Here is a 16,385-nt window from a genome sequence, read left to right as displayed (position 1 = left end):
GCGGTAATGCTCGGCGCTGTGAGGTCACATGCGAGCGGCGCTTTTCTCAAACGCGGGCTGCAATGTGGAGTTCACACGGCGTCTGGAACATCTCAGAGGCAATCGGCGCGGCGCGCCCGACTGCCTCTGCCGGAACGAATACGTAGAAGCGCCAGAGGTCCGCATACCGGTCCTGCAGTGCGCATATTTCCGTGGTGGTGCCGCTGCCGGCGTCGTTCAGAAGCTCGAGGCCGCGACTGGTTTCGACGGGCACGGCGGCTTCCTTCATGGCGGTCAATGCCGGGCAGTACAACACGACATCCGCGAAGGGCACACCCAGTTTCTCTGCCAGCTCCCTCTCGGTTTGCGCGCGCTGCGTGTGCGACACGTGATATCGCGCCACCCAATCCTTTCGCAATGCGGGCGGCACGCTGCGGCCAGAGACCACGTAGCCGCGTTTGAGCAGATCGCGATTCAACGTGCGGCGCGCGAGGGCGGCGGCATCCGCGATACCGCAACGCGCCAGACGGTCCAGCAATGTCCAGTCGTTAAGTTCAAGCAGATCGCTTTCGACGAGTACGCCATGATCGAGCGCGATCTCCACCGATTTCGAAATCATCGCGCCCGCCACGACCTTGGTGTGGTGGTAGTAGACACGCTCGGTCAGGAAGTAGCGCAGCCGGAGCACGCCGATGATTTCCGAACGGGCGTCGGAACGGTCCATGCCATGCTTGGCGAGTCGGATCACGAGACGGTTGTCGTGCTCGGCGAAGCAGCGGAAGATCCGGTCATCGTAATCGTGGGACAGGCCAGCAAAGAAGCTGTCGCGGCGGAGATAGTCGAGCAGGTCGGCGTCGATGCTGCCCGAGACAATGTCTTTTGCCCAATGAGGCACACTTTCAGGCGATGGCAGGCCAAGCAGACTGCCCACGGCATCGCGAATGCCCAGGCCGTCCAATGCATGTCCAAGCTCGCCCGCGAACATGTCCGCGAGGCGCGAGCCTTTGTCGTGCCGCGCGAAGAGCCGGCGCTCGTCTTCCAGTGTGTGGCCGAACGGCACATGCGTGACGTCGTGGAGCAACGCGGCAACGCCAATCGCATCTTCCAGTTCGGCGGGAACCTGCAGCCCCGAGCGACGCAGACTCGCCACGATACGATGCGCTACCGCGCAGACGCCGACGGAATGATCGAAGCGCGTATGCAGCGCTCCGGGATAAACCAGGTGCGCCGTACCAAGCTGCTTGATGCCGCGCAGCCGCTGCATCACCGGCAGATCGAGAATCGCGGTCTCGAGGCTGCCGAGTTCGATATCACCGTGGATGGGGTCGCGTAGCAGCATGTGCGTAGAGCGCGGAGCGTTCGGGAGACTGTGTCATGGCGTGTCCTGTGTTTCAGTCAAAGCCACCGCCGGCTTGCGCGCCAGCTCGATAAAGGCCTTGAGGTAATCGATTTCAATGTCGGTTTCGCGGACGCCCAGGAAAATCTGCTTGGCGATGCCTTTTCGCCCAAGCCGCACCGGGACAAGACTCATCTTGCCGGCATATTCTTCCACCAGCCAGCGCGGCAGCGCTGCGACGCCCCTGCCGCTTTCCACCATCTGCAGCATGATGTCGGTGGTCTCGATCGCCTTATGGCGACGGGGCGTGACACCTGCCGGCATCAAAAACTGATTATAGATGTCGAGCCGGTCGGTCTCTACCGGGTAAGTCACCAGCACTTCTCGCGTCAACTGCTCCGGCTTCACATACTCGACGTTGGCAAGCGGATGCTCGCGATTCACCACCAACACCTGCTCATAGTCGAACACCGGTTCGAAACGCAAACCCGGCTTGTAGAGCGGATCCGGCGTCACGAGCAGGTCGATCTCATAGCCGAACAACGCGCCAATCCCGCCGAACTGGAATTTCTGTTTGACGTCCACATCCACGTCCGGCCAGCGCGCGAGGTAGGGCGAGACCACCTTGAGCAGCCACTGATAGCAGGGATGACACTCCATGCCGATACGCAGCGCGCCCCGCTCGCCCTGTGCATACTGCTTGAGGCGCTCCTCGGCGAGATCCAGTTGCGGCAGCAGGCGGTTAGCTACCGCAAGCAGGTATTGACCGGCCTGGGTCAAACGCAGGCTACGCCCCTCGCGCAACCAGATATCCGTCCCCAGCTGCTGCTCCAGTTTCTTCATGGAGTGGCTGAGTGCCGACTGCGTCACGCACAGGATCTCCGCCGCCGCGGTCAGCGAGCCGTGCTTGTCCACGGCCTGGACGATGGCCAGATGAACTCTCTCAAGCATGATTGCACATGAGCGAAACTAATGGTTAGGTGAATTATCACCATTTTACTTCATAAGACGCCTTCGTTAGGATGCTCTGATCCGCAACCGACCGAATCAAGGCGACACGATGGCAACGACACACAATCTAGGCTTTCCCCGTATCGGCGCAAAGCGCGAACTGAAGTTCGCGCTCGAGTCCTACTGGAAAGGCGAGTCCTCGCTCGGCGAACTGAAGGCATTGGGCGCGCAGTTGCGCGAGCGTCACTGGACGAACCAGACCGGCCTAGGCTTTGCGGCCGTCGGCGATTTCGCCTTTTACGATCAGGTGCTGGACATGAGCTTCACCCTCGGCAACCTGCCGGAACGGGTGCAAGGCTTCCATGGCGATACCCTCGACAACTACTTCCGCGTCGCCCGCGGCCGTTCGGCCAAAGGTGCCGAAGACCACGCTGCCTGCTGCGGTGGTGTTGCCGCCGGTGAGATGACCAAATGGTTCGACACCAACTATCACTACATCGTCCCCGAGTTCAGCGCCAGCACCGAATTCAAACTGGATGCATCGCGTCTGCTCGAACAACTGGGCGAAGCCAAGGCACAAGGCGTCAAGGCCAAGCCGGTGATCATCGGCCCCGTGACCTATCTGGCAATCGGCAAGGCCAAGGACGATTCCGACAAGCTCGCCCTGCTGCCGCGTCTGCTGCCAGTCTACGCTGAACTGCTGGCCACGCTGGCAGCGCAAGGTGTCGAATGGGTGCAGATCGACGAGCCGATTCTCGTGACCGAACTGTCTGCTGAATGGCAGCAAGCGTATGTCACCGCCTACCAGGCTCTCGCAAACAGCAAGGTCAAGCTGCTGCTGGCGACGTACTTCGGCCAGCTGCTCGACAACCTCTCGCTGGCTGTGAAGCTGCCGGTGCAAGGCCTGCATCTGGATGCGATCAATGCGCGCGCCGAAGTCGACACCGTGATTGCACAATTGCCGCAGGACCGCGTGCTGTCGCTCGGCGTGATCAACGGCCGCAACATCTGGAAGACGGACCTCAACAGCGTGCTGGACTGGCTCGAGCCGGTCGCGAAGCAACTGGGCGAGCGCCTCTGGATCGCACCGTCGTGCTCGCTGCTACACGTGCCGGTGGACTTGGCAAGCGAACAGAAGCTGGATGCGGAAGTCCGCTCGTGGCTCGCCTTCGCGCTGCAAAAGCTGGGCGAACTGAAGGTGCTGGCTACCGCGCTGAACAACGGTCGCGACGCGGTGAAGGCAGAGCTGGCGGCTAACGGTGCCGCGATTGCCGCTCGCCGCGCATCGCCGCGCGTGAACAACCCCGCTGTCAAAGCCGCCCTCGCGAAGATCAATCCGGCCTTGGGCCAGCGCAAGAACGCCTATCCGGCACGCGCTGACAAGCAAGCCGCATTGCTGAACCTGCCCGCTTACCCGACCACGACGATCGGCTCGTTCCCGCAGACCGGCACGATCCGCCATGCGCGCAGCCAGTTCAAGAGCGGCGCATTGGACGAAGCCGGTTACAAACTTGCGATGCGCGCCGAAATCGAACGTAGCGTGCGCGAGCAGGAAGCTCTGGGTCTGGACGTGCTCGTGCACGGCGAAGCCGAGCGTAATGACATGGTCGAATACTTCGGCGAGCAGCTCGACGGCTACGCGTTCAGCCAGTTCGGCTGGGTGCAGTCGTATGGTTCGCGTTGCGTGAAGCCGCCCATCCTGTTCGGCGACATCAGCCGTCCGAAGGCCATGACGGTCGAGTGGATCAAGTACGCGCAGTCGCTCACCAGCAAGCCGATGAAGGGCATGCTGACCGGCCCGGTCACGATCCTGAACTGGTCGTTCGTGCGTGACGACCAGCCGCGTTCGGTGTCGTGCTATCAGTTGGCTCTGGCGATCCGCGAAGAAGTGCTGGACCTCGAAAAGGCCGGCGTGCGCGTGATCCAGATCGATGAAGCAGCTCTGCGCGAAGGTCTGCCACTGCGTAAATCGCAATGGGGTGAATATCTCGACTGGGCAGTAGCATCGTTCCGTATCACCGCCAATGGTGTGGATGACGAAACGCAAATCCACACCCATATGTGCTATTCGGAGTTCAACGACATCATCTCGTCCATCGCCGATATGGACGCCGACGTGATCACGATCGAAACCTCGCGCTCGGACATGGAACTGCTGGACGCCTTCGACAACTTCAACTACCCGAACGAAATCGGCCCGGGCGTGTACGACATTCACTCGCCCAACATCCCGACCGAAGAACACATCGTTCAACTGATGAAGAAGGCAGCGGAGCGCATTTCGCCGCAACGCCTGTGGGTGAATCCGGATTGCGGTCTGAAGACGCGTCAGTGGGAAGAAGTCATTCCGGCGCTGACCAACATGGTGGCAGCGGCGAAGAAGCTGCGCGCTTCTGCCTAAGGGCTCCTTTTTTTGAATCCACGCCATGTTTGAACGGCGGGGAAACCGAAACCGGCCACCTTCGGGTGGCCGGCCGTCGTTTACAGGCACGCTCCTCGCTACAAATCGCCGCCATGGAGTAGCATGATCACGCGCAAGCCAAAAAGAGCGATCCTCTTTCGGCGAAATGCGCGCTGGGACAGCAACCACCGTTCTACCTTCCCTACGACATCACATGGAGCAAAGCATGGCCTATGGCAACTATCACAAGCGCAAGATCGCCGATCGCGATCTGCACCCAGAAACCCAGATGATGTCGTATGGCTACGATCCGTTCCTTTCGGAAGGATCGGTTAAGCCGCCCGTGTTCCTGACGTCGACGTTTGCGTTCCGCACTGCCGAGGACGGCGCCGACTTCTTCGATATGGTCTCAGGCCGCAAGCCTTCGCCCGAAGGCGAAAGCGCGGGCCTCGTCTATAGCCGTTTCAATCACCCGAATCTCGAGATTGTCGAAGATCGACTAGCGTTGCTCGATGGCTCGGAGTCCGCTGTCGTGACGTCGAGCGGCATGTCTGCGATTGCGGCAATTCTGCTGGCATTGCTGCGACCGGGCGATTGTGTGGTTCAGTCCGTGCCGCTTTATGGCGGGACTGAAACGCTCATTTCAAAGTTTCTGCCTGAATGGGGCATCACTTCGCAAGTAATCGAGGATGGGCTTTCGGTCGAGGCGATCCGCGACGCGCTCGAAGCCGCGGCGAAAAAGGGCAACGTGCGAATGTGCTACATCGAGACGCCGGCCAACCCGACCAACGCATTGTTCGACCTGGAAGGATTGCGTCGCGAGATCGACGCGTTCGAAACGCGCCACGGCTATCGTCCGCTTTCGGTTTGCGACAACACGCTTCTAGGGCCGTTGTATCAGAAGCCGGTGAAGCAAGGTATCGACCTCAACGTATATTCGCTGACGAAGTACATCGGCGGTCATAGCGATCTGGTCGCGGGCGGTGTTACCGGTAGCCGTAGTCTGATCACGAAGGTGCGCTCGATTCGCAGCGCGCTCGGCTCGCAACTCGATCCGCACTCGTCATGGATGATCACACGTTCCATGGAAACCCTCGTGCTGCGCATGGAGCAGGCCGCGCGCAGCGGCAGCGCCGTCGCGCGATGGCTCGCGAGCAATCCGTATCATCCGGTGAAAGTTTTGCATCCCGAACTGATTGAAGATCCGACCTACCAGGCGGTTTATCAGCGTCAGTGCAGCGGACCTGGGTCGACGTTTGCCTTCGTGCTCAACGGCGGTCGCGAGCAGGCGTTCAAACTCATCAACGGTTTGAGTCTGTTCAAGTCGGCGGTGAGCCTGGGCGGCACGGAGTCGCTGATTTGTCATCCCGCTTCCACAACACATTCCGGCGTGCCAGCAGAGGCACGCGCCAAGGCAGGCGTGTCGGAGGGATTGATTCGCGTGTCCGTTGGATTGGAGCATCCTGACGATCTGATCGCCGATCTGTCTTACGCGCTGGAACACTGCTGAGTCGCGCAGCGCACGGCTGCGGAGCGTCGTTGGGCTTCGGCTCTGGCACCTGCTACGGGCCAGAACCGAAGAATGCCATTAGTTAATCAAGCCCACCCTGGCAGAGATACTTGATCGACAGATAGTCATCGAGACCATACTTCGACCCTTCGCGGCCATAGCCCGATTCTTTCACGCCACCAAACGGCGCGGCCTCGCTCGAAATCGCGCCCTCGTTGATGCCGACGATCCCCGCTTCCAGCTGTCGTGAGACGCGGTCAATGCGGCGCACATCCTGACTGTAGAAGTACGATGCGAGCCCAAACGGCGTGTCGTTGGCCGCGTGGATCGCTTCCGCTTCATCCTCGAAACGGAACAGCGGTACGACGGGGCCAAAGGTTTCCTCGCAGCTTAGCTGCATCTCGCTGGTGGCATCGGCGAGAACGGTAGGTGCGTAGTAGTTCGGACCCAACGCCGTGAGGCGCTTCCCACCGGTGAGGGCGCGTGCGCCTTTCGAAACGGCATCGTCGACGTGACGTGCGATCTTGTCGACAGCACGTGCGTTGATCATCGGACCGATCTGCGCGGCGGAGTCGGTGGCCGGCGCGACCTTCAGCGCGGCGACGCGTTTGGCGAGCATATCGCCGAACTTCTCGTACACCGACGTCTGCACGTACACCCGGTTCGGGCATACACACGTCTGGCCACCATTGCGAAACTTCGACACGAGCAAGCCATCGACCGCGGCGTCGAGGTCTGCATCGTCGAACACGATGAACGGTGCGTTGCCCCCCAGCTCGAGCGAGAGCTTCTTGAGCGTCTCCGCCGATTCGCGCGCCAGATACTTGCCAACTGGCGTCGAGCCCGTGAAGGTAATCTTACGCACGCGGCCATCGTGCAGCCAATCCGCCACCGCAGGTACCGCACTCTCGCGCGATGAAGCGATCAGGTTAAGCACGCCGGGCGGCACGCCCGCTTCGTGTGCCAGCATCACGAGCGCGAGGGCGGTGAGCGGCGTGTCCTCAGCGGGCTTGCCAACCACCGTGCATCCCACAGCAAGTGCAGGGGCAATCTTGCGCGCGATCATCGCGAGCGGGAAATTCCACGGCGTGATGGCCGCGACCACGCCAACCGGCTCCTTCACCGCGCTCATCCGCTTGCCGCGCTGCTGCTGCGGGATCAGGTCCCCGTAGATGCGCGTCGCTTCATCCGCGAACCATGCGACATACGATGCGCCGTACAGCACTTCGCCACGCCCTTCCGCGAACGGCTTGCCCTGCTCGAGCGAGATCAGGCGGCCAAGCACGTCGGCGTTCTCGAGCATCAACGCGTGCCAACGATGCAGCACGGCCGCGCGATCCTTCGGCAGGGCATCGCGCCATGCGGGGAACGCACGCGCGGCGGCATCGGTTGCGGCGCGTGCGTCGGCCTCACCGCCATCCGCGATAGTGGCGATCACCTCGCCCGTCGCCGGGTTCGTCACGTCGAAGCGCTTGCCGCTAATAGAAGCGACCCATTTGCCGTCGATAAAATGCTCGGTGCGGATCAGGTCGCTCAGTTCAAATTTCGTTGCCATCGAAATCTCCTTGTTCAGGCGAGCCGTTCGGCAATCGCCTTGCCCACTTCCGTGGTGTTGGCCCGGCCACCGAGATCGCCAGTAAGCGGACCTTCCTTGAGCACCGCCTCGATCGCGGCGAGCATCGCATCGTGAGCCTCGCGCTCGGCCCCCTGGTGGTTGCCGAGGAAATCGAGCATCATCGCCGCCGACCAGACCATCGCGATCGGATTGGCGATGTTCTTGCCGAAGATATCGGGCGCCGAGCCATGAACCGGTTCGAACAACGAAGGAAACTTGCGTTCGGGATTCATGTTCGCCGAGGGCGCGAGGCCGATCGTCCCCGTACACGCGGGACCGAGATCGGACAGAATGTCGCCGAACAGATTGGTCGCCACGACCACGTCGAAGCGGTCCGGATTCAGCACGAAGCGCGCGCAGAGAATGTCAATGTGCTGCTTGTCCCACGTCACATCCGGATACTGCGCCGCGATGCCGGCGGCGCATTTGTCCCACCATGGCATGCTGATCGCGATGCCGTTGCTCTTCGTCGCGACGGTGATCTTCTTGCGTTCGCGCCGTTGCGCGAGGTCGAATGCGAACTTCAGGACGCGCTCGCTGCCGTGACGCGTGAACACGGACTCCTGCAGCACGAACTCACGGTCCGTGCCTTCGAACATCACGCCGCCCACCGACGAATACTCGCCCTCGGTATTCTCGCGCACGATCCAGAAATCGATGTCGCCCGCTTTGCGCCCCGCGAGCGGTGAAGGCACGCCGGCAAAGAGACGCGCGGGACGCAGGTTGATGTATTGATCGAACTCGCGCCGAAACTTCAGCAGCGATCCCCACAGCGAGATATGGTCAGGCACCGTCTCCGGCCAGCCGACCGCACCGAACAGAATCGCATCCATGGGCTGCAGTTGCGCTTTCCAGTCGTCCGGCATCATCTGACCATGCCTCGCGTAGTAGTCGCAGCTTGCCCATTCGATGTGCTTGAATTCCAGCGCGATACCGAATTTCTTGCTGGCGGCTTCCAGCGCGCGCAACCCCTCCGGCATCACTTCCTTGCCAATGCCATCTCCGGGGATGACGGCGATGCGGTACGGCTTGTTCATGTGACTCTCCTCTGCAGATAACGAATAGTCCATTGAGCGACCCGGCGAATTGCGCAGGTTTCTCTTTCAAAAGATGGGGCATCGGGATTCATTTTCGCTCTAACGCGAGAATCACGCAGCCAGCTGCCCTACACGGTGGCCACAGGCGTCACTGGGGAGCCCACTGCGCCCGGCAAACGCAGCGGCGGTGCGGTAAGCAGAAACCGGCTGCGTCCGTTTGCGTGCAACCAGTCGGCAAGTTCGCTCAGATGCCACAGTTCGCCGAGATACACGCCCAGCCGGAACAGACAGAGATCATGCAACGGATGCGAGGCATACCGATCACTTTCAGTGGCTTTGGGCGGCAACATCTCCACAGCGGCGTTGTCCGAGATCAGCGCTACCACTTCGGATTCGACAATCCAGTCGCGCAATTTCTCGTCCCGGCCGTCGAGCGCAGCGAAACTTTGGTTCAGACGGCTCATGTCGGGATTGCCGGCCATTTCGATCAACGCTTCATCCGTACCGGTACGCAGACAGACCATGTCGCCTGGCTCGACGTCCACGCCTTGAGCGTCCATCGCCTCGCTTAACTCGGCGTAGCCAACAGCGACCTTCTTCGTGCCGAAATGACGCTTGAGGTCGATCATGACGCCGCGTCCTTGCACGCCCGTCGCAGCCATGTTTTCGATCCCGAGGCGCTTCGCACCCACAGGATGCTCTACGACACGCTCGTTACCGTTCCTGTAATCGATCGGCCCGACGATATCCTCTCCCGCGCGAAAGCCGTTATAGAAGACCATTTCCGGCACACCATCGCCCATGAGATCAAACCACTGCCCCATATGCGCGAGGCTGTCCCACTGCGTCGAGTACTGGAGCGCCAGATGGACCGTGTCGTCGCAGATGACATCCAGTAGATGGGGGTTATCGCGTGACAGCGGGTACGTCATGTTCGGGCGGCCGCCACGCCGCGTCGGCTCGATGCGGGGTGGTTGGCGGCGCGGATTGAGCGCCGTCCCGCCCGGACAGTCGAGCGGCAAACTCAGACAGAAAACGCGACCTTCACTGACTTCTCGTATGCCCTGGAGGACCTTCTCTGGCGTCAGCAGATTGAGCCGTCCAAGTTGATCGTCGGGACCGAAGTCGCCCCAGTTTGAATCCTCCGGCCGTTGATTCCACCGCCGGGCACTGCTTGACCGCATCATCTCACTACATCTCCTATGGCAAACCTCGCGTCTTCGTCGGCACCATCCCGACCTGACCGGGTCTCTGGACCAACTTCCTCGTCGGGCATCCAGCGCGACGTATTGAAGACGCTGATGGCGATGATCAACAACGCCCCTGCGGCGATAAACGACGCCATCGAAAATCTGAGTCCGAGCGACGGCGTCACAAGCGCGATCACGTAGGGCGCAGCCACGCTCACCGAAGTCATCGCGTAGCTAATGCCGATGCCGGTTGCCCGAGCTGCGACCGGGAAACGCCGCGCCTGATAGAGCGGCAGGATGCCGAATAGTCCGTTCGCAAACATGCCCATCAGAAATGCGCCGGCACCCAGCTGAAAGTGATCGGAAACAAGCGTGTAGAGGACCGTGGACGGAATCACGATCGTCATGAAGACGATGATGGTCAAGCGCTCGCCGAAACGGCTCGCCGCATAACCTGAGAGCGGCTTGCCAATCACCGAGCCGACCGAATAAGCCACGATAAAAGGAAATATCGAACCTGAGTCCAGATGTTGAGTCGTGAGCAGGAACGTCGGATAAAGCACCTGTACGGCCCAAAGCATGAAGTTGATGCCTGCCGAAAACGCCCAGGCCTGCGCGACAGCAGGATTGAATACGAACGGCTTGAACTTTCGACCTTCCTTTTTGTGTTGCTGCTGACGCACCCAGTCGTCCGATTCCTTGACGTTACGACGCAGGAAAAGCGTAAGCAGTGCAGGCACTACGCCGATAAAAAACATCCAGCGCCAGCCGAGCACCGGAAACACAAAATGGAACGAGAGTGCCGCCAGCATGTAGCCGAACTCGTAGCCCGCGACCATGATGCCGGAGGCAAGCGGACGGATTTTTTCGGGTACGGTCTCCATCAACAGCGATACGGAGGCCGTCCATTCACCACCGAACCCGAGGCCAAACAGGATGCGTAACGCCATGAACGACGCATAGCTCCATGCGAGCCCACTCAAGCCGGCGGCGCACGAAAACCATAGTACGGCGGCCATAAACGCGAACTTTCGGCCGAAGCGGTCGGCAGCGAGTCCCCACCCAATCGTGCCCGCGATCTTGGCGAAACCCGTGGCGGTGACGATGAACGCCATCGCAGGCAGACCCACGTCGAACACCGTGCGCAGATGCGGAATCAGAAACAGGAGGATAGTGAAGTCGAACGCGTCGAGCGCCCAGCCTGCTGTCGCGGCGAAAATAATGTGCCAATGCTTCCTGAGCAAAGCTGCATTCGAATGTGTCGCCCCTTCCGCGAAGGTAGCGGGCTCCATTGCGTTGTGGGGCATGGATTGTCTCCTGATGGTCAAAGTCCGACGTGATACGGGGCTTACGCCCCGCTTTTATCGCTCTGGTTTGCACGGCCCATGCTTAGGCTTGCCGGGTCCGTGCGCCATGGTTCATTGCTCGATGAATTCCCGGGCAAGCTTGCGAGCCGCGTTCGCGAACATGAGAATGTCCACACCGGTCGCGACGAATGTGCAGCCAAGCTCGAGATAGCGGCGCGCGAGTGTCTGGTCCGATGTCAACGTGCCGGCTGCCTTACCCGAAGCGACGATGGTGCGAATCGCCCCCTCGATCGCCTTCTGTACCTCCGGATGAGTGGGCTTGCCGCGATATCCCATCGACGCTGCCAGATCCGCCGGGCCGATGAATACACCATCGACACCGTCGACCTCGCAGATCGCCTGTAGATTCTCGAGCGCCGTGACGGTCTCCGCTTGCACGAGCAGACAGACTTCGCTGTCCGCAATGTCCAGATAGTCGGCACGCGAGCTCCAGCGCGACGCACGTCCCACCGCACTGCCCACGCCACGAATTCCGTGCGGCGGATAGCGCACAGCGGCGACGCTCGCGCGAGCCTGATCGGCGGTATCGATCATCGGAATCAGCAGGTTGCGCGCGCCGATATCGAGCAAGCGCTTGAGCAACGCCGGATCGGCGTTCACAGGACGCACGACGGGTTCGGCGCGATAAGGCGCAACGGCCTGCAATTGCCCAAGAATGCTGCGCACGTCGTTCGGAGCGTGCTCTGCGTCGATCAACAGCCATTCAAAGCCAGCGGTCGCGCTGACTTCGGCCAGATAGGAATCGGCCATCGAAAGCCAGAAGCCGATCTGCTTCTGGCCGTTTGCGAGCGCCGTCTTGAACGGATTAAGCACGGACGTCGACGTTGCGTTCATCACGATTTCTAGCCTCCATGGGGACTTGATTGAACTGGATGGGTTCCACCTTGCCGAGCAGGAACAGATAGTTGAGCATTGCAATCACGATCAGCGCCGACGAGAACAGCAATGCCGCAACGAAGGAGCCGGTTGAACCCACGATCGCGCCCGTGACAACCGGGCCGACTACGCCGCCCATGTTCGAAACGGTGTTCTGGATACCCGCAACGCGTGACACCATGTTGCGTGGCGCGACATCTCCGGGCAGTGCCCAGACCTGGGATGCAGCGACGGTCGTGCCCGATTTCGCTACGCAGAGCAACGCGACCGCCACCAAAGGTGACGCGGCGAATGCCGCGAAGCCGATGCTCGACGCCATCAACAGGCCGATGATGAGAAACAGTTTGCGGGTTGCCGTGAGCGAGAGCCGTCCCGAGGCATACACGCGATCCGAGGCCCAGCCTGCGAAGATCTCGACGACCATCGAAAGAATGAGCGGCAACGAAGCCATGAAGCCCATTTCCATCATGCTCATGCCACGTTCCTTGACGAGATACGTCGGCAACCACGTGATGAAGAAGTAAGAGTTGTAGTTGATCATGAAGAAGCCGATACACATGGCCCAGATGTTCCGGTGTGCGAACAGTCGGTACCAGGGAACATCGGCAAGCGCGGCACCGTTCTGGCGCGGCGCTTCTTCATCGGCGCGAATGTAGGCGAGTTCGGATGCGCTGACACGCCGATGATCGGCCGGCGAGTTCTTGAACACCAACACCCAGACCACGCACCAGACCAGCCCAAGCGCGCCGGTAATCGCAAACGTGACTTTCCAGTCGAAGACCGCCAGCAGCCAGGCAATCAACGGAAGCGCGATGGCGCCGCCAAGCTTCGATCCGCTATCGAAGATGCCCGCGACGGTGGCGCGCTCCTGGCGCGGAAACCACCGCGTCGCGATGCCCGCATTGCTCGGATAGGAGCCCGCTTCGCCCACACCCAGCATCACCCTCAGCGCCACGAGCGATTTGAAACCGCTGGCGAGTCCGGTCACGGCCGTCGCGAGCGACCACCAGAATACGGCCATGCCCAGTACGATCTTCTGCCCGAAGCGGTCGGCAAGCATGCCTGCGGGCAGTTGCAGCAGCGCGTAGGACCAGAAGAACGCCGACATCACGATGCCCATCTCCATGGCGCCAAGATGGAACTCGGACTGAAGATGGGGTGCCGCGGCGGATAGCACCGTCCGGTCAATATAGTTGATCGCAATGGCTGACCACATCAGGCCAGCCACCACCCAGCGCACTTTGCTGCGGGGCTCCTGTTGCAACGCTTGGCTCAATCTCTGTCTCCGATTTTGTTGTTGATGCGAGCCGGCGCTTCAGCTCACGATGCCCATGTGCCAAGGCACAAACTCGTGATCGCCCAGGCCGAGCAGTTCGCTGCGGGTACGTTCGCCCGATGCGGCCCGCAGGATGTGCTGGAAGATGTCCTCGCCCATTTCTTCGACTGAGCGTTCGCCATCGAGGATCAGTCCGCAGTTGATATCCATGTCGTCGCGCAGCCGCTCGAACATCGGCGTGTTGCTTGCGAGCTTGATCGTGGGCGCGGGCTTCGAACCGAACATGGAGCCGCGGCCGGTCGTGAAGCAGATCAGGTTTGCACCGCTGGCGATCTGCCCGGTCACCGCGACGGGGTCGTAGCCGGGCGAGTCCATGAAGACGAAGCCGGCGCGATCAATCGGCTCGGCATATTCGTAGACGGCCTGCAGCGGCGTCGTCCCGCCTTTCATCGCAGAACCAAGCGATTTCTCGAAGATGTTGGCGAGTCCGCCTTGCTGATTACCCGGTCCTACGACGCCATTGAACTGGCCGTTGTGGCCGCGCGTGTACTGCTCCCACCACGTAAGCCGGTCGAGCAGTTTCTGGCCGACCTCCGGCGTCACCGCGCGGCGCGTCAGCATGTATTCGACACCATGAATTTCGGGGGTTTCGGAAAGGATCGCGGTGCCGCCGTGGCGCACCAGAATATCCATCGCCGCGCCCAGGGCCGGGTTCGCCGTGATGCCGGAAAAGCCGTCGGAGCCGCCGCATTCCAGACCGATCTTGATGTGACTTGCGGGCACCGGACTGCGGCGAATATCGTTCGCGGCCGGCAGCATCTGCTCTATGGCAGCGATCCCTGCCGCGATCGTCGCACGGGTGCCGCCCTCGTCCTGCATGACCAGCGTGTGGACCGCGGCACCGGCCTGAAGCCCCTGCGATTCGAGCAAGGCGCCGACCTGATTGCGCTCACAGCCTAGCCCGACGATCAGCACGCCGCCAAGATTCGGATGACGCGCATAGCCGGCGAGCGTGCGGCGCAAGACATCGAAGTGTTCGCTAGGCGAAGACATCCCGCAGCCGCTGGTCTGCGCAAAGGCGACCACGCCGTCGACATTCGGGTAACGTGCGAGCCGCTCAGGCGTAAACCACGCGGCGATATTCTTGATGACGGTAGAAGAGCAGTTGACCGAGGCCAGAATGCCGATGAAGTTGCGCGTGGCGACGCGCCCATCGGGTCGCACGATACCGTTGAAGGTTGCCCGTTCGGCTTCTGCAATGTACTCGACGGGACGCACATCCAGGCAGAAACCCGGATCGCGTTCGAAATCGATCAACTCGACGTTGTGCGTATGGACGTGATCACCCGCCTCGATGTCGCGAGCGGCCCGGCCAATGACGGTGTCGTATTTGCGGATGGCCGCGCCTCGCGGAATATGTTGCGCCGCCACTTTATGACCCGCGGCAACCTGGGCGCGCATGCGGATGGCCGCATCGCCAATGGAAAGCTGTTGCCCGATGGACAACGCTTCGCGCGCGATCAGTACATTGTCCGCGGCGTTAAGCCGGATTAGCGGCTCGTTCACCATCATCTCACCAGCCTGCGACATACACGTCTCCTGTCTCTGCAAGTCCTGCGGCACCTGTTCCGCTTATCTTCGGACAAATGTTACCGGTTTATGTAACCGGTAACATAGGGCGCATGGTAGTATGCTTTTGAGACAATTACCAGCAACTTTTTTCGGGCCCGAGTGATCAACGACGTGAGCAAAACGCCTACTTCCCTGCTTGCCCCTGTCGAACGAAGCGCCTCGCGGCGCGCCCGCAAGAACTCTGGGCGCGTCACGCTCAGCGATCTTGCAGCGCTCGTCGGCGTGACCAAGGTGACCGTCTCACGCGCACTGAATACGCCGGAACTGGTCTCGGTCGATACGCTGGAACGCATCCGCGAGGCGGTCCGGCAAACCGGCTACACCCCTGATCTCATCGCAGGATCGCTGGCATCGACACGCAGCGATCTCATCGTCGCACTGATCCCCGCGATGGGCGGTAGCGTGTTTCAGGAGACCGTCGAGGCCCTCACAAGCGAGCTTGCCGCGTCGGGCTATCAGTTGCTGATCGGGCAAAGCGGTTACGACGAGTCGCGCGAGGACGCCCTGCTCGATGCAGTGATTGGCCGCCGGCCGGCCGGCATCGTGCTGACCGGCGTCGTTCACTCCCAGAGTGCGCGGCAAAAATTGCATGCGAGCGGCATCCCGGTTGTCGAGACCTGGGATCTGACGAGCGAGCCGATCGACATGCTGGTCGGCTTCTCGCATGAGCAGGTTGGCAAAGCCGCGGCAAAATTCCTGAAGAAGCGTGGCGCGCGGCGCCCCGCTGTCTTCACACCCAGCGACCAGCGCGCGCAGGCTCGCACCAAAGCGTTCCTTGAAGCGTTCGGTGGCGCCAAGGCGAGCCCAACCATCCCCGTGGTGACGATCGAGTCACCGGCAAACCTCGGGGACGGGCGGCGGGCGTTGAAGGACTTGCTTGAAAAAGATGCCGATATCGACGCCGTTTTCTGCGGCGCGGATAGCCTTGCGTTGGGCGTATTGATGGAAGCCGAGAGCCAGGGTATTGCAGTGCCTGGACGGCTGCGTGTGATTGGCTACGGTGACCAGAATTTTGCCAGGGACACCACACCGCCGCTCTCGACCATGAGAATCGACGGCACGCGAATCGGTTCGCTTGCGGCGACCATGCTCGTCAACCGGATTGAAAACGGTCCGGACTCCGAGCAGATGGTCGACGTCGGGTTTAATCTGATCGAGCGGGATAGCACCTGACGCCGTCGGCCCCATAGCAGCACCGTCCTGTTTCATACCTTC

The 16,385-nt window shown here is 61.1% G+C and carries 12 protein-coding genes; 3 read left to right on the top strand and 9 right to left on the bottom strand.

Features of this window, described 5'->3' with window-relative positions; translation table 11 throughout:
• Nucleotides 1-46: 46 nt before the first annotated feature.
• Nucleotides 47-1,318: an HD domain-containing protein gene (locus tag P3T24_RS12480; protein ID WP_167379429.1), complete on the bottom strand. Its 1,272-nt coding sequence runs from the start codon at nucleotides 1,316-1,318 to the stop codon at nucleotides 47-49.
• Between the two features lie 33 nt (nucleotides 1,319-1,351).
• Nucleotides 1,352-2,266: a LysR family transcriptional regulator gene (locus P3T24_RS12475; RefSeq protein WP_429434925.1), complete on the bottom strand. Its 915-nt coding sequence runs from the start codon at nucleotides 2,264-2,266 to the stop codon at nucleotides 1,352-1,354.
• 109 nt (nucleotides 2,267-2,375) lie between these two features.
• Here P3T24_RS12475 and metE point away from each other — a divergent pair, with 109 nt between their 5' ends.
• On the top strand, nucleotides 2,376-4,667 hold the full coding sequence (gene metE, locus P3T24_RS12470) for a 5-methyltetrahydropteroyltriglutamate--homocysteine S-methyltransferase (RefSeq protein ID WP_429434923.1): 2,292 nt from the start codon (nucleotides 2,376-2,378) through the stop codon (nucleotides 4,665-4,667).
• Nucleotides 4,668-4,893: 226 nt separating this feature from the next.
• Entirely contained in the window at nucleotides 4,894-6,177 is a 1,284-nt protein-coding gene (locus P3T24_RS12465) for a cystathionine gamma-synthase family protein (protein WP_429434920.1), read from the top strand.
• Between the two features lie 82 nt (nucleotides 6,178-6,259).
• On the opposite strand, the gene P3T24_RS12460 is transcribed toward P3T24_RS12465, so the two are convergent.
• The 7 genes from P3T24_RS12460 to P3T24_RS12430 all read right to left on the bottom strand — a co-directional run bounded on the left by P3T24_RS12460 (nucleotide 6,260) and on the right by P3T24_RS12430 (nucleotide 15,107).
• The gene (locus P3T24_RS12460; RefSeq protein WP_429434917.1) at nucleotides 6,260-7,732 is read right to left on the bottom strand and encodes an NAD-dependent succinate-semialdehyde dehydrogenase; all 1,473 of its coding nucleotides are present in this window, start codon (nucleotides 7,730-7,732) and stop codon (nucleotides 6,260-6,262) included.
• Between the two features lie 14 nt (nucleotides 7,733-7,746).
• Nucleotides 7,747-8,829, bottom strand: a complete 1,083-nt coding sequence (locus P3T24_RS12455) for a tartrate dehydrogenase (protein WP_429434914.1) — start codon at nucleotides 8,827-8,829, stop codon at nucleotides 7,747-7,749.
• Between the two features lie 128 nt (nucleotides 8,830-8,957).
• Nucleotides 8,958-10,016: a cyclase family protein gene (locus P3T24_RS12450; RefSeq protein ID WP_429434912.1), complete on the bottom strand. Its 1,059-nt coding sequence runs from the start codon at nucleotides 10,014-10,016 to the stop codon at nucleotides 8,958-8,960.
• Nucleotides 10,013-11,326 carry an MFS transporter gene (locus P3T24_RS12445; RefSeq protein ID WP_429434910.1) on the bottom strand — a complete coding sequence of 438 codons (1,314 nt, stop codon included), beginning with the start codon at nucleotides 11,324-11,326 and terminating at the stop codon, nucleotides 10,013-10,015. The genes P3T24_RS12450 and P3T24_RS12445 overlap by 4 nt, the downstream gene beginning before the upstream one ends.
• Before the next feature lie 111 nt (nucleotides 11,327-11,437).
• Complete coding sequence (gene hpaI / locus P3T24_RS12440) at nucleotides 11,438-12,220, bottom strand: 4-hydroxy-2-oxoheptanedioate aldolase (RefSeq protein WP_429435312.1); 783 nt, start codon at nucleotides 12,218-12,220, stop codon at nucleotides 11,438-11,440.
• On the bottom strand, nucleotides 12,192-13,478 hold the full coding sequence (locus P3T24_RS12435; RefSeq protein ID WP_074269272.1) for an MFS transporter: 1,287 nt from the start codon (nucleotides 13,476-13,478) through the stop codon (nucleotides 12,192-12,194). The genes hpaI and P3T24_RS12435 overlap by 29 nt, the downstream gene beginning before the upstream one ends.
• Before the next feature lie 99 nt (nucleotides 13,479-13,577).
• Nucleotides 13,578-15,107: a UxaA family hydrolase gene (locus P3T24_RS12430; protein WP_429406475.1), complete on the bottom strand. Its 1,530-nt coding sequence runs from the start codon at nucleotides 15,105-15,107 to the stop codon at nucleotides 13,578-13,580.
• A 174-nt stretch (nucleotides 15,108-15,281) separates the two neighbouring features.
• Here P3T24_RS12430 and P3T24_RS12425 point away from each other — a divergent pair, with 174 nt between their 5' ends.
• Nucleotides 15,282-16,343 carry a LacI family DNA-binding transcriptional regulator gene (locus P3T24_RS12425; RefSeq protein WP_429434908.1) on the top strand — a complete coding sequence of 354 codons (1,062 nt, stop codon included), beginning with the start codon at nucleotides 15,282-15,284 and terminating at the stop codon, nucleotides 16,341-16,343.
• Nucleotides 16,344-16,385: the final 42 nt, after the last annotated feature.

It is taken from the genome of Paraburkholderia sp. GAS33 (genome assembly GCF_050436645.1).
GTDB classification, from domain to species: Bacteria; Pseudomonadota; Gammaproteobacteria; order Burkholderiales; family Burkholderiaceae; genus Paraburkholderia; species Paraburkholderia phenazinium_B.
Note: the sequence above shows the minus strand (reverse complement) of the source record. Positions and strands in the feature narration are given on the sequence as shown.

Excerpts from the sequence above, each read along its gene's own strand:
- hpaI (WP_429435312.1), bottom strand. The coding sequence starts at position 12,220 with ATGAACGCAACGTCGACGTCCGTGCTTAATCCGTTCAAGACGGCGCTC.
- P3T24_RS12450 (WP_429434912.1), bottom strand. The coding sequence starts at position 10,016 with ATGATGCGGTCAAGCAGTGCCCGGCGGTGGAATCAACGGCCGGAGGAT.
- P3T24_RS12475 (WP_429434925.1), bottom strand. The coding sequence starts at position 2,266 with ATGCTTGAGAGAGTTCATCTGGCCATCGTCCAGGCCGTGGACAAGCAC.
- P3T24_RS12455 (WP_429434914.1), bottom strand. The coding sequence starts at position 8,829 with ATGAACAAGCCGTACCGCATCGCCGTCATCCCCGGAGATGGCATTGGC.
- P3T24_RS12445 (WP_429434910.1), bottom strand. The coding sequence starts at position 11,326 with ATGCCCCACAACGCAATGGAGCCCGCTACCTTCGCGGAAGGGGCGACA.
- P3T24_RS12460 (WP_429434917.1), bottom strand. The coding sequence starts at position 7,732 with ATGGCAACGAAATTTGAACTGAGCGACCTGATCCGCACCGAGCATTTT.
- P3T24_RS12480 (WP_167379429.1), bottom strand. The coding sequence starts at position 1,318 with ATGCTGCTACGCGACCCCATCCACGGTGATATCGAACTCGGCAGCCTC.
- metE (WP_429434923.1), top strand. The coding sequence starts at position 2,376 with ATGGCAACGACACACAATCTAGGCTTTCCCCGTATCGGCGCAAAGCGC.
- P3T24_RS12430 (WP_429406475.1), bottom strand. The coding sequence starts at position 15,107 with ATGGTGAACGAGCCGCTAATCCGGCTTAACGCCGCGGACAATGTACTG.
- P3T24_RS12435 (WP_074269272.1), bottom strand. The coding sequence starts at position 13,478 with ATGTGGTCAGCCATTGCGATCAACTATATTGACCGGACGGTGCTATCC.
- P3T24_RS12465 (WP_429434920.1), top strand. The coding sequence starts at position 4,894 with ATGGCCTATGGCAACTATCACAAGCGCAAGATCGCCGATCGCGATCTG.